We start from the raw sequence: 12401 nt of genomic DNA on the forward strand, positions 1-12401 counted from the left end.
CGATCGGGGAGAGAAGTCATCACGAGTTTGGGAAGCCCCGAGCGGCGGCGCAAATAGCGGAACACGGCGCTTTGCATCTAAAATCAAGATGACGTAACCACGGCAATATCTCTGAAACACATTCGAAATACGAGGTCTCGATGCGCCCGACCCAGAAGCCGGACATCTCGCTTACGCAGTTGCGCTACTTCGTGGCCGCGGCCGAGCAGGGCAGCATGACGTGGGCGGGCGAGGAACTGTTCGTCGCGCAGTCGGCGATCTCCACGTCGATCGCGAACCTCGAGAAGTCGCTCGGCGTGCAACTGCTGATCCGCCGCCGAGCCAAGGGGCTGCAGATCACGACGCAGGGCGTCGACTTCCTGCAGCGCAGCCGGGCCATCCTGGCCGCGGTCGACGATGCGGTCAGCGCACTGCGGCCTGAGAACACCGCCGGGCGCGTGAACGTCGGCTGTTTCCGCACCCTCGCGCCGTTCTACCTGCCGAGCATCGTGAGCTCCCTCGAGGAGGCTCACCCCGAGCTCCAGCTCGATGTCACCGAGCTCCTCGCGGACGGCGTCAACGACGCACTCCACGACCAGGCGATCGAGGTCGCGCTGACCTACGACCTCGGCCTCGACGGCGACATCACGCGCGAGGTGCTCGCGCAGGTGCCGCTCTACGTCGCGGTCGGCGCGACGCACACCCTCGCGGGGCGCTCGAGCGTGCGGCTGGCCGATCTGGTCGACGAGCCCATGGTGCTGCTGGACCTGCCGGTGAGCCGCGACTACTTCATGCAGGCGTTCACGGACCACGGGCTCCGGGCGTCGGTGCGCTACCGGTTCGCCAACTTCGAGGGCGTCCGAGCGATGGTGGCGAGCGGCCACGGCTTCACGCTGCTCAACCAGCAGCCGAAGCTCGGCTACACCTACTCGGGTGGCGAGCTGCACCGGCTGAGCATCGTCGAGCCGACGCGCCCCCTCGACATCGTGCTCGCGCGTCGGGCATCGTCCGCCCCCATGACGCGGAAGGCGAGCCTGTTCGCCGACGAAGCACGCCTCGCCGTCGCCCGCATTATGGGGTCGACCGCGGACGCGACTCAGACGGCCTCGTAGACCGTCTCCCCGCCGACCACCGTCCGGCGCACGCGCGCCCGCCCGAGGGCGTCGACGTCGCGCAGATCGCGGTCGATCCACACCAGGTCGGCCAGCATCCCGTCACGGAGCGTGCCCGTCGACGCTTCGAGCCGATTGACGTAGGCCGCGTTGGACAGATACGCGTCGAGCGCCTCCGCCAGCGAGAGCGCCTGCTCCGTGAGGAGCGGTTCGGTCAGGACGTCGGCACCGATTGCGTGCGGGTCCTCGGGCACTCCCGTCCGGGTGACGGCCGTCCGCACCGACCACAGCGGGTTGGGGTCTGTGACCGGCCAGTCGCTGCCGCCCACGATCCGTCCGCCGGCTCCGGCGATGTCGGCGAACCGGAAGTGGTGCCGGGCTCGGTCGGCGCCGAGCAGGGGCAGCTTGCGGGTGACGATCTCCTCGTCGGTCCGCGCCCACAACGGGGTGACGTTCGCCGCGGCATCCAACTCGCCGAAGCGACCGACGTCGGCGGCGTCGACGATGTCGAGGTGAGCGATGTGGTGGCGGTTCGCCGAGACACCGTTCTGTGCGCGGACCGCGGTCAGCGCGTCGAGGCAACTCCGGACGGCCGCGTCGCCGACGGCGTGGAAGTGGATCTGGAAGTCGGCGGCGTCGAGCGCGACGCTCAGGCGCCGCAGGGCATCCGGAGCGATGAAGGTCACGCCGTAGTCGTCGGTGGTGCCCTCGAACGGCTCGAGCATCGCGGCTGTGTGGTTCTCGACCATGCCGTCGACCATGACCTTCACGGTGCCGCCATCCAGTCGCCGGCTGCTGCAGAGCCGCTCGCGGATCGCCTCGAGGTCGGCGATCTGGTCGAGACCGCGCGTCCGGTCCCACCACAGCGCGGTCACCACGCGAGCGGTGAGGAGCCGGCGCCGGTCGAGTTCCTCGTAGACGGGGAGGGCATCGGGGCCGAGATCCGACGCCCCCACTGCGGCGTCCTGCCAGGCCGTAATGCCGACTGAGTGCAGGCGCTGCTGAGCAGCGAGGAGCGCCTCGACCAGAGTCGCGGGTTCCGGGTCGGTGAGGAGGTGGCCGACGAGGCCGACCGCCCCTTCGACCAGCATCCCAGTCGGTGCGCCGTCGGCTTCGCGGAAGATGCGCCCGCCGTCGGGGTCGGGAGTGGCGGCATCGATACCGGCCGCGGCGAGAGCGGCGCTGTTGAGCCACACACCGTGCGCGTCGTGACTGTGCAGGACGACGGGTCGATCGGAGACGACGTAGTCGAGGTCGCCGGCGGTGGGGAAGCCGCCGGGGAAGACGTCGCCGAACCAGCCGCCCCCGGAGAGCACCGCGGCGTCGGGGTGCGCCCGCGCGTACTCCGCGACAATCCGCCGATAGCCCTCGCGGTCGTGGACCGGCGCGAGATCGACGCCGAGGAGTTGGATGCCGGCCAGGAGGGGGTGCACGTGCGCGTCCTGGAACCCCGGCAGCAGCGTGCCGCCCTGCAGATCGACCACCTCGTCGGCTCGGAAAGGAGCGGCGTCGTCGAACACCACTCGCTCGATGCGTTCGCCGCGCGTCAGGACGTGCCCGCGGCGGAACTTGCCCTCGCCGAGGTAGAGCAGTCCGTTCGTGTACAGCGTCGTCAGCATGGGGACCCCTTTGTGAGTGGAACGACGCCCTTACCCTCAGCGGCTCGTGTTTCGCATTTGTAACGCCGATATTGCCGACGAGTTGCATCAAAATAATCGATGTATGGTGTCGCTCGCGGCTATTTGCGCGGGTCGATGGCGGTCCGGAAGCTAGACGCACTCGCCCGATCCCTTGTTCCGGAAGGACACCCATGTTCCGCTCCACACGCTCCCTTCGCACGGCGGTCGCCGTCGGACTCACCGGTGCTTCCCTCATCGCCCTCACCGCCTGCGCCGGCACCCCCGGCTCCGGCAGCACCGACGCGGCATCCGGCTCCGACGCCGTCGGCATGGGCATCCAGCCCTGGCTCGGCTACGGCCCCTGGTACATCGCTCAGGAGAAGGGCTACTTCGACGACGAGGACGTCGATGTGACCATCACCAACTTCATGAACGACGCCGACATGAGCGCCGCCTTCGCCTCCGACCGCATCCAGGTCGCGAACGTCGCGAGCCACACGGCGCTGCAGCTGGCCGAGCAGGGCCTCGACATCTCGATCGTCCTCCTGCTCGACGCGTCGCTCACCGCCGACGCGATCCTCACCGACGGATCGATCACCGACGTCGCCGACCTCGCCGGACAGGACATCGCCTTCGAAGAGGGATCGGTCAGCAACCTGCTCCTCGGGTACGCCCTCGAGGAGTCGGGCCTGAGCCTCGACGACATCTCGCCGGTACCGATGGACCCGTCCGAGGCCGCCACCGCACTCATCGGAGGCAGCGTCCCGGCCGCCGTCACCTACGAGCCCTATATCTCCGAGGCGCGCAACGCCGGTGACTTCGAGGTCATCTTCACCGCCGCCGAGAAGGCCGGTCTGATCAGCGATGTCCTGATCGTCGACAACGGCTACCTCGACGAGAACCCCGAGGCCGTCCAGAAGGTCGTCAACGCGTGGGGCCCCGCGATCGAGTTCTACCGCTCCGACACTGACGAGGCCCGCTCGATCATCGCCGAGAACGTCGGCAGCGACGTCGATGCCCTCGCGACCGCGTTCGACGGCGTCGAGTTCTACTCCCTCGAGGAGAACAAGACCCGCTTCGGCGGCGACTACTCCGAGTCGGTGCTGCCGACGGTCGAAGAGGTCGCCACGCAGGTCGGTCTGCTCGAAGGCGGTGCCGACCTCGACGCCCTGGTGGATGACGCCTTCGTCGAAGCCGCCCAGTGATCCCCGCCCCACTCCAGGAAAGTCACCAATGACGATCTCCACCACGACCGCACCCGTCGCGCCCCGCAAGCGCGCGGCGGGCGCGGCCCGCTCCGTCATCGACGCGCCGCTGTCGCGTCGGCAGTACATCACCATCGCGGTGATCGGCTTCATCACCCTCATCGTCGTCTGGACGGCGATCACGCTGTCCGAGCTCGTCAACCCGCTGTTCCTGCCGTCGCCGCTGGCCGTGGTCGAGAAGCTCGGCGAGCAGGCCGTCAACGGCGAGCTCTGGTCGGACATGGGCGTGAGCACGTATCGCGTCATGGTCGGCTTCCTCGCCAGCACCGTGCTCGCCGTGCCGATCGGCGTGCTGTGCGGATCGATCGACCGCGTCGAAGCCGCGGTCGAGCCCATCATCGACTTCATCCGCTACATGCCGGTCGTGGCCTTCGTGCCGCTGACGATCCTCTGGGTGGGAACGGATGACTCGCAGAAGTTCCTCATCATCTTCCTCGGCACGTTCTTCCAGCAGGTGCTGCTGTTCGCCGACGCCGTGCGCCGCGTTCCGGCGTCGTACCGCAACCTCGGTGCGACCCTCGGCCTCTTCCGCGGGCAGATCATGATCCGCATCGTCTTCCCCGCGGCACTGCCGCGCATCTGGGACGCCCTGCGCATCAGCCTGGGCTGGGCGTGGACCTGGCTCGTCGTCGCCGAGCTCGTCGCCGCCACCTCGGGCATGGGCTACCGCATCACGCAGGCGCAGCGCTTCCTCGAGACCGACCTCATCATCGGATACGTCATCATCCTGGGCCTTCTCGGTCTCGTCTTCGACCAGATCATGCGCGCGCTCGGTCGCCGCTTCTTCCGCTACCTGAAGGGACGTTCCTGATGTCGTCGCCCACGCTTCTCCAGCCCAAGGTCCGCGTCGAGAACGTCAACAAGCGGTTCGGGGACGTCCACGCGCTCAGTGATGTGACGCTCACGCTCGGCGAGCAGGAGTTCGTCTCCGTCGTCGGCGCATCGGGATGCGGCAAGAGCACCCTGCTCTCGATCATCGCCGGGCTCGAGCCGCCGACCGACGGCGTGGCATCCATCGAGGGAAACCCGATCCACGGGCCGGGCCGCGACCGGGGCGTCGTCTTCCAGTCGGCCACGCTGCTGCCCTGGCTCACCGCGATCGAGAACGTCATCTTCGCGCTCCGCGGCGAGCAGGGGATGTCGCGCCGGCAGCGCGTCGACCGGGCGCGCGACGTGTTGTCGCAGGTCGGCCTGGCCGGGTTCGAGGACTCGTTCCCGGCGCAGCTCTCCGGCGGAATGCAGCAGCGCGTCGCCCTCGCGCGGTCGCTCGCCTACGGGCCGGAAGTGCTCCTCATGGACGAGCCCTTCGGAGCGCTCGACGCGCTGACCCGCCGCACGATGCAGGAACTCCTGACCACCGTGTGGGAGCGAAACCGCATGACGGTCATGCTGATCACCCACGACATCGAGGAGGCCGTGTTCCTCTCTGACCGCGTCGTCGCGATGACCCCGCGCCCCGGAAAGGTGCGCGCCGAGTTCGACATCGATCTGCCCCGTCCGCGCGACCCGGAGGTGATCGGAAGCCCCGAGTTCCACCACTACTACAGCGAGATCCTCGGGCTGATCCACCATGCCTGAGTCGCACGACGAGTACGACTACGTCGTTGTGGGTGGCGGCACCGCCGGGTGCATCGTCGCCGCGCGGTTGAGCGAGGACCCGGGCGTCACGGTCTGCCTCATCGAGGCGGGCCCGAGCGACGAGCACGAACCTCGCGCCGGATCGATCCGCCGCTGGGCGGAGATGCTCGAGGGGGAGTACGACCGCGACTACCGGAGCGTCGCGCAGGAGCGCGGCAACTCCGACATTCGGCAGGCACGCCTGCGCATCCTCGGTGGCTGCTCGACGGCGAATACGATGATCAGCTGGCGGCCGCTGCGCGGCGACCTCGACGAGTGGGCGTCGCTCGGCGTCGAGGGCTGGGACTACGACACGGTGTCGCCTTACTTCGACCGGCTCGCCACCCCGATCACGCCGGTGGACCCCGCCGACCAGAACGCCTACGTCGCCGATGCCGTCGCGGCCGCGGCATCCGCTCTTGACCTGCCGCGTCGTGAGACGTGGAACGACGTGGAGTTCGCGGAGGGGGCGGGCTTCTTCGAGATCGGCTACGACCCGGCGACCAACCTGCGTTCGTCGACGTCGCGCGCCTACCTGCACGGCGTCGAGCGGCCGAACCTCGCCCTCGTGCTCGAGGCGCTGGTCGAGAAGGTGCTGCTTGAGTCGGGGCAGGCCGTCGGTGTCCGGGCGCGCGTGGCAGGGGAGTGGCGCGAGATCCGTGCGTCGCGAGAGGTCATCGTCAGCTGCGGAGCCATCGACTCGCCGGCGCTGCTCATGCGGTCGGGTATCGGCCCGGCGGCGGTGCTCGCGGACGCCGGCGTCGACGTGCTGGTCGGCCTGCCTGGTGTTGGCGAGAACCTTCAGGATCACGCCGAGAGTCTCATCGTCTGGGAGGCCCGCGGCGAACGGAGTGAGGTGTCGGCGACTGGGTGGGATGCTGGCTACGCGCTGCGCATCGACGAGGACAGCACGGTGCCCGACGTCTCCACGCACATCCCGCTGCACTCCTGGACCGTGCACGCGGAGAATCACGGTGTGCGGATCCCGGCGAACAACGTCTCACTCGCGCCGAACGTCGCCAAGCCCCGCAGCCGCGGACGCGTCTGGATCACGTCCGCCGATCCGGATGCCGCGCCGGCGATCGACTATCGCGCGTTCACGGACGTCGAGGGTCGTGACGAGCGGATGCTGGTCGAGGGCGTGAAGCTGGCGCGCCGTGTCGCACAGCAGGAGCCGTTCGCCTCGCACCTCGTCCGCGAGGTGTTCCCCGGCGAGCACGTACAGACCGACGAGGAGCTCTCCGCCGTCCTTCGAGCGACGCACCAGACGGTCTACCACGTGTCGTGCACGTGCCGCATGGGCGCGGAGGACGACCCGCTCGCCGTGCTGGACAGCGAGCTGCGGGTCCGGGGTGTGGCCGGGTTGCGGGTCGTGGATGCGTCCGTGTTCCCGACGCTGTCGGCGCTCAACCCGGTGGGGCTCATCATGACGGTCGCCGAGCGCGCGGTTGATCTAATCCGGGAGCCGGCGGTGGTCTGAGTGGGTCGTCGAGTATAACGACCTCACCTGCAGTATCAACTCGGTCACGCCGACCTCGACGTGTAGTGCTGCGTGTGGCTGTCACTCTGCTTGGCTGACGGGCTGTTCCGGGGGTTGATCGCGAGTCGTCGCTCGCAGCAGTGCTTCGATCTCGGCTCGGTTCGCCTTCAGTTCCGGGGCGTTCGAGCGTTCGGTCCACATCCGCAGCTTCGCGATGACGGGTGGGGCGGCGCGGAGCAGGATGAGGCCGGTGCCGAACGGGAGGGTGCGGATCGTGTCGGGCGGCATGATTGCGACGCGGCGGATCGAGCGCTGGGACGAGCGGGATCCGCGATCGCCGACGGTGGTCGAGTCGGTGGTTTCGTCGCGTTCGCCGATGAGGGTCGAGAGATCTTGGAGGTCGCGGGAGCCGGATGCTCCGCCGAGGACGATCTTGACGATCGAGGCATCCCAGATGGCTGTGGCGGCGTTATCGCTCCACTTCGTGCGGGCCTGCGCGAGGGACTGCAGCACCGGCATGGTAGTGATGCCGGTGCCGCCGCCTTCGGCCATCAGGCTGGGCAGGGAGGGGAGTGGTGCGAGGTTGCCGATCTCGTCGAGTGCGAGCAGGAGGGGTGGGTCGAGGCGGGCCCCGGGCTTGCGTGCGGCGATGCGGCGGGCGGTCTCGATAAGATCTTCGACGAACGCGGCGACGAGGGCGGCGGAGTTATTGGCCCCGGCGCCAGTGGCGAGTAAGTAGAGCGTGCCATTGCTGCGCAGGAATCCTTCGGGGTCGAACGCTTCTCCGTCCCCGGGGGAGACTGCGTCGAGGACGCGGGGGTCGGCGAGGGCGCCGAGGGACAGGGAAACGCCCTGCCAGATCGAGTCGCGGGTGCGGGGGTCGGCGTCGAGCATGGCCTGGAGCGCGTCGCCCCACCCGATCGCGGCGTTGGAGTTGCCGAGCAGGATTGCGACGGCGTCGTGGGCTGCGGCGGGGTCGAGGGTCCATCGGAAGAGCTCAGCGGGCGGTCGGCGGTCAAGTGCTGCGGCGTGAAGGAGGGCTTGCAAGGCGGTGCGGGTCTTTGCTTCCCAGAATCCGCCACCGTCGACGCCGCCGGCGGCGAGCCCCGTGCCGGCGGCGAGTCCGGTCGCGCGGATCATCGCGGTGAGCGGATCCTCACAGCCGCGGATGGGCGACCATCGGAGCCCTGCGGGTACCCCGGCTGCAAGCTGCTGCGGGTCGAACACCGCCACCGGTCCGACACGCCGTCGGGCGCGGAGCGTGACGGTGAGGTTATCGGGTCGCGTCGACGTGGTGACCACGGGGCCGGGGGCGTCGAGGATCGCGTTGAGCACGATGTGCGCGCCCTTGCCGGAGCGCGGCGGGCCGATGACGAGCATCGAGTCTTCGACGCTGGCCCAGACGTTCGTGCCGTGGGAGCGGCCGAGGAGGTACCCGACGTCGGTCGGGCCGGCATCCGACAACGACGGGCGCAGATGGGCGACGCGCTTCATGAGCGCGGTGCGGGATGCTGCGCGCTTGACATCGGTGCGCGTGGCGATACCGGGAATGCGGTGCGGGTCGGTGTTCGCGGCACGGCCGGCGTCATGCAGCATCCGCCACAACCAGATCGCCACCGTGACGGCGGCGCCGATCAGGAGTACCGCGGTGACCCAGAATGCGATCGGGTGCAGGCCGGGCGCGTCCAACGCGGCGGATGGATCGTCTGGGGTGAGGAGCACACCAAGGCCGGCTTCCGGTCCGCCGGCTGGTTGGGGGAGGCCGGCTGCCCACGCGGCGATGGCGCCGGCGGCGCGGAGCAGCAACGCGAGCGCGGCCGCTCCAATCAGCAGACCGATACCGAGGTTGGCGAGTTCATCGCCGAGGGCACCCTGAGCTCGTGTCGTGCTCATCGCGCCCGTGGCATCCGTCGCATCGGCTTTTTCATCGCGGTCCCTCAGAGGATGAGGTCGGCGCCGGTGCGGCTGAAGTGCCGAATGGTGGAGTAGGCGAAGGTCCGGTCCCCGGAGAAGCCTGCGGTGGAGTCGAGGAGGTCGGTGATGTCCTGCGCGTCGGTGACGAGGCTCGCGACGCCTTCCTGGATGAGTCGGTGGCAGCCGGCGCTCGCAGGGCTGGTGACGGGGCCGGGGACGGCTCCGACCGGCCGGCCGAGGGAGTGCGCTTGCCCGGCGATGTTGAGCGATCCGGATCGATTGCCGGCTTCGACGACGACAGCCGCACCGGCGAGAGCAGCGAGAATCCGGTTTCGTTGCTGGAACCGCCAACGGGTGGGGGATGCACCGGGCGGGAGTTCGCTCACGACGAGGCCGCCGGTCTCTACGATCCGTTCGAAGAGCTGTTCATTGCCGGCCGGGTAGAGACGGTCGAGCCCACTCGCGAGGACCGCGATCGTCGAACCGGGCTGTGCGCTGGTCGCGGCACGGTGGGCGGCCCCATCGATGCCGTACGCGCCACCCGAACAGATCAGTCGGTGCTGGGACGCGAGGTCGGATGCCAATTCTCTGGTGATGTGCTCGCCGTAGCCGGTTGCAGCGCGAGATCCGACGATCGCTACCCTGCTCGAGAGCGGGGACGCGAGCCGGTGGCCGTTGCCCTTGAGCCAGAGCGCGAGCGGGGCACTCGCGCCGAGCTGCTGCAGTTCCCCGGGCCAGTCGACGTCCTCCGGAATCAGCAGGCGCAGGTCATGCTGCTCCATGTCCGCGCGGATCCGGTCGACTTGACCCGGGTTGATCCTCGGCGCGAGGCGTCGCCGCCAGAGTTCGCCCTCCGCAGGGTCGACACCGTTCGGGAGCCGATCTCCGCTCGTGATGAGTTCGACCGTCTCCGTGGCACCGAGCCGTGCGACGAGAGTCCCGGTGATAATGTCGCTCGGTTCGGATAGCGCCGCGAGCGTCATCCTCGCTTCCCGCTGCTGGTCCACGCTATCGGCCATCGAATGCCTCCTCGTTTCGCTTGGAAGGTGTACGGCCGGCACCTTCCGCTACGGTGTGCCGGTCATCCGCGCGGTCGTGTCGAATGCAACGAGCTCGTCGGGGTGCAACTGGTGCTGCACAACGAAGCTGCGGTCCTTGACCCGCCAGAGCCCCTGCCCGAGGCCGAGCGCCGGCAGCAGCTTCTGTTCGGTGCCGGACAGCCCGAGCGCGGTCGCGGTGGAACCGAGCTGGTCGGGCTCCTGCCGGTACACAATCCGGGTTTCAGCGTTCGCGAGCAGGGATGACGCGAGCGCTCGCATCGCGGACCCCGAGTCGCCGACGTTGTCGAGGTCGCTGAGCTTGTGGAACACGAGCATGTTCGCGATCCCGAAGTGCCTGGCGAGCCGCCACTGCGCGTCCATCCGGCGCAGCAGTGCCGGGTAGGCCATCAGCCGCCAGGCTTCGTCGTAGATCACCCAACGCTGCCCGCCGGCCGGGTCTGCCAGCGCGGACTCCATCCACGCCGACGAACAGGTCATCAGCACCGAGATCAGGGTCGAGTTCTCTGCGACGCGGGACAGGTCGAGTGACACCATCGGCAGCGATGGATCGAATCGCACGGTGGATGGCCCGTCGAAGAGTCCGGCGAGATCGCCGGCGACGAGCCGCCTGAGTGCGTGCCCGACGAGCCGGCCGTCTTCAGCGAGCCGCCGGTCGGGGTCGTCCTCGGAATTCGGCGCCAGGATGCGGTCGACGACCATCGGCAGGATCGGGACCTCGGCGCATCGAACCGCGTCAGCGAGGGCGAGATCGATCGCGGTGTGCTCGAGCGGTGTCAGGGTGCGGTCGAGGACCGTTTCGGCAAGGGCGCCGATCAGCTCACGTCGGCGGGCCGCGAGCTGCGCGGCCCATTCTGCATCTGATGCGGATGAGGCGCGGTGGCCTTCATCGAGCGGGTTCAGTCGGTTCCGGAGCCCATGGCCGAGGATGATCGCCTTCCCGCCCACGGCTTCGGCGACCGGGGTGTGCTCGCCCTTCGGGTCCCCGGGCACGTACACTCGCCGCCCGAACGGCAGCGACCGCGTGTAGAGGGACTTCGCGAGCGACGACTTGCCGGACCCGACAATGCCGGCGAGCACGATGTTCGGCGCAGTGATCATACCGTGCTGGTACAGCACCCACGGGTCGTAGACGAACGAGCCGCCCGAGTACAGGTCCTGCCCGACGAACACCCCGGCCGATCCGAGGCCGGCCTCGGCGAGGAACGGGTAGTGCCCAGCGAGCGTCGCGGACGTGTCCTGGTGTTTGGGCAGCTTGAGCCTGCCCGGCATCCGAAGCTGGCCGGGACCGGCCTCGCCACCCGCGGGAAGATAGGCCGCCGAGCGCTCCTCTGCCCGCTCGGCCAGCCATCGAGTGCGTTGCTCGCGCGACTTCGCCTTGCGGGCGGCGGCCTCGATCTGCGCTGCCGAACGCTTCCGCGCGCGGCGATCGCTGCGGCGCTCGTGGTGCGGTTCGACCAGCGCCGCGGTGTGCAGGCGCTCCTGCGCGTCAGCGTCGCTCACCGCGTCACCGAATGTGCTGCGCGATGCGTAATTAATTCGTGCGACGAGAACCACTGGTCGGGGTGCTCGGCCATCGCCCGCTCACCCGCCGTCGCAGGCCGCTCGAGGGCGACAGCAAGCGCTGGTTCGACGTCGGGGTCGTAACTGCGCAGCAGCGACACGTAGGCGAATTGCGAGCTGTACGTCAGTGCGTATCGCCCCGCGTCATCGGTTGTGGTGCGGTCGGTGCTGCCGGCTGGAATGGCGTCATACACGTACCCGTTCTCAAGCGCGGCCTCGGTGGTCTCGTCACCGAAGTCCCACTGCTGCAGGTACTCGATTGCCGCGCCTGGTCCGGCATGGTCGATCATCTCGAGCACCGCGTCGCCCTCCTCGCCTTGGAGAAAGACGACGCTGATCCACCGGAAAGCAGGCGTGCGCTGTACAAGGGTGGTCATGACGAGCTCCAATCAGGATGCTTCGTCCTGAAGGTGCACCCAGCAGGTCACCGCGAGGTGCGTCGCGTCACGGCGTTGGCGTATACCCAGACGAACCGATCCTGCCGCGTCATCGGGTCGGCGTACTTCACGAGCACGGCGCCACGGGTCCAGGCCACGGCCTCGCCTTCCACCCTTCGTGGTTCCTCGTAGACGACTCGATACCGGACGGATGCGATAACAGGGACCGGTTCGGGGGCCTCTGCGTGGGAGCCGGTGCGTCGGACTTCGGCGGTCGTCAGGCTGACCGGATTCCCGAGCTTTTCCTGCTCGAGGCGGATCTCGTCGGCGCGTTCGTCAGCAGCGTCGGGGTACCTGCGGTTGCCGCCCACGTCAGGCGTACGTCGCTTCGACGGTCCAGCCGCTCGGCGCGTGGCG

General features: G+C 68.8%; 11 protein-coding genes. 5 read left to right on the forward strand and 6 right to left on the reverse strand.

The features are described from left to right. Nucleotides 1-140: 140 nt before the first annotated feature. Entirely contained in the window at nucleotides 141-1091 is a 951-nt protein-coding gene (locus tag QFZ29_RS07220; RefSeq protein WP_306893507.1) for a LysR substrate-binding domain-containing protein, read from the forward strand. Here QFZ29_RS07220 and QFZ29_RS07225 read toward each other — a convergent pair. Continuing rightward, nucleotides 1076-2710: an amidohydrolase gene (locus QFZ29_RS07225; RefSeq protein WP_306893508.1), complete on the reverse strand. Its 1635-nt coding sequence runs from the start codon at nucleotides 2708-2710 to the stop codon at nucleotides 1076-1078. The genes QFZ29_RS07220 and QFZ29_RS07225 overlap by 16 nt on opposite strands. A gap of 191 nt (nucleotides 2711-2901) precedes the next feature. Here QFZ29_RS07225 and QFZ29_RS07230 point away from each other — a divergent pair, with 191 nt between their 5' ends. From QFZ29_RS07230 to QFZ29_RS07245, 4 genes are read left to right on the forward strand one after another with little or no spacing between them, the layout of a single operon-like run. Then, nucleotides 2902-3915 (forward strand): ABC transporter substrate-binding protein, encoded by a 1014-nt coding sequence (locus tag QFZ29_RS07230; protein WP_306893509.1) that lies wholly within the window; start codon nucleotides 2902-2904, stop codon nucleotides 3913-3915. Nucleotides 3916-3943: 28 nt separating this feature from the next. Then, nucleotides 3944-4786 (forward strand): ABC transporter permease, encoded by an 843-nt coding sequence (locus QFZ29_RS07235; RefSeq protein WP_306893510.1) that lies wholly within the window; start codon nucleotides 3944-3946, stop codon nucleotides 4784-4786. Beyond that, the gene (locus QFZ29_RS07240; RefSeq protein WP_306893511.1) at nucleotides 4786-5553 is read left to right on the forward strand and encodes an ABC transporter ATP-binding protein; all 768 of its coding nucleotides are present in this window, start codon (nucleotides 4786-4788) and stop codon (nucleotides 5551-5553) included. Before QFZ29_RS07235 ends, QFZ29_RS07240 begins: the two co-directional genes overlap by 1 nt. Continuing rightward, nucleotides 5546-7072, forward strand: coding sequence for a GMC family oxidoreductase (locus QFZ29_RS07245; RefSeq protein WP_306893512.1), 1527 nt, complete (start codon nucleotides 5546-5548; stop codon nucleotides 7070-7072). The genes QFZ29_RS07240 and QFZ29_RS07245 overlap by 8 nt, the downstream gene beginning before the upstream one ends. Before the next feature lie 81 nt (nucleotides 7073-7153). Here the strand turns inward: QFZ29_RS07245 and QFZ29_RS07250 are convergent, their stop codons facing one another. The 5 genes from QFZ29_RS07250 to QFZ29_RS07270 are packed head-to-tail and all read right to left on the reverse strand — an operon-like array spanning nucleotide 7154 to nucleotide 12355. Next, nucleotides 7154-8965 (reverse strand): type IV secretory system conjugative DNA transfer family protein, encoded by a 1812-nt coding sequence (locus QFZ29_RS07250; protein ID WP_306893513.1) that lies wholly within the window; start codon nucleotides 8963-8965, stop codon nucleotides 7154-7156. Nucleotides 8966-9009: 44 nt separating this feature from the next. Continuing rightward, entirely contained in the window at nucleotides 9010-10005 is a 996-nt protein-coding gene (gene dprA, locus QFZ29_RS07255) for a DNA-processing protein DprA (RefSeq protein ID WP_306893514.1), read from the reverse strand. A 48-nt stretch (nucleotides 10006-10053) separates the two neighbouring features. After that, a complete protein-coding gene (locus QFZ29_RS07260) occupies nucleotides 10054-11547 on the reverse strand; it encodes an ATP-binding protein (protein ID WP_306893515.1) in 1494 nt (497 codons plus the stop codon). Continuing rightward, on the reverse strand, nucleotides 11544-11984 hold the full coding sequence (locus QFZ29_RS07265; protein WP_306893516.1) for a hypothetical protein: 441 nt from the start codon (nucleotides 11982-11984) through the stop codon (nucleotides 11544-11546). Before QFZ29_RS07265 ends, QFZ29_RS07260 begins: the two co-directional genes overlap by 4 nt. Nucleotides 11985-12031: 47 nt before the next feature. Beyond that, nucleotides 12032-12355 (reverse strand): hypothetical protein, encoded by a 324-nt coding sequence (locus QFZ29_RS07270; protein ID WP_306893517.1) that lies wholly within the window; start codon nucleotides 12353-12355, stop codon nucleotides 12032-12034. Between the last annotated feature and the right edge of the window lie 46 nt (nucleotides 12356-12401).

Origin of the sequence: Agromyces albus, from assembly GCF_030815405.1 — a bacterium.
GTDB lineage: Bacteria > Actinomycetota > Actinomycetes > Actinomycetales > Microbacteriaceae > Agromyces > Agromyces albus_A.

Bases quoted from the DNA above. Each gene is read 5' to 3' on its own strand.
- QFZ29_RS07250 (WP_306893513.1), bottom strand. From the start codon at position 8,965: ATGAGCACGACACGAGCTCAGGGTGCCCTCGGCGATGAACTCGCCAAC.
- dprA (WP_306893514.1), bottom strand. From the start codon at position 10,005: ATGGCCGATAGCGTGGACCAGCAGCGGGAAGCGAGGATGACGCTCGCG.
- QFZ29_RS07225 (WP_306893508.1), bottom strand. From the start codon at position 2,710: ATGCTGACGACGCTGTACACGAACGGACTGCTCTACCTCGGCGAGGGC.
- QFZ29_RS07245 (WP_306893512.1), top strand. From the start codon at position 5,546: ATGCCTGAGTCGCACGACGAGTACGACTACGTCGTTGTGGGTGGCGGC.
- QFZ29_RS07265 (WP_306893516.1), bottom strand. From the start codon at position 11,984: ATGACCACCCTTGTACAGCGCACGCCTGCTTTCCGGTGGATCAGCGTC.
- QFZ29_RS07220 (WP_306893507.1), top strand. From the start codon at position 141: ATGCGCCCGACCCAGAAGCCGGACATCTCGCTTACGCAGTTGCGCTAC.
- QFZ29_RS07230 (WP_306893509.1), top strand. From the start codon at position 2,902: ATGTTCCGCTCCACACGCTCCCTTCGCACGGCGGTCGCCGTCGGACTC.
- QFZ29_RS07240 (WP_306893511.1), top strand. From the start codon at position 4,786: ATGTCGTCGCCCACGCTTCTCCAGCCCAAGGTCCGCGTCGAGAACGTC.
- QFZ29_RS07235 (WP_306893510.1), top strand. From the start codon at position 3,944: ATGACGATCTCCACCACGACCGCACCCGTCGCGCCCCGCAAGCGCGCG.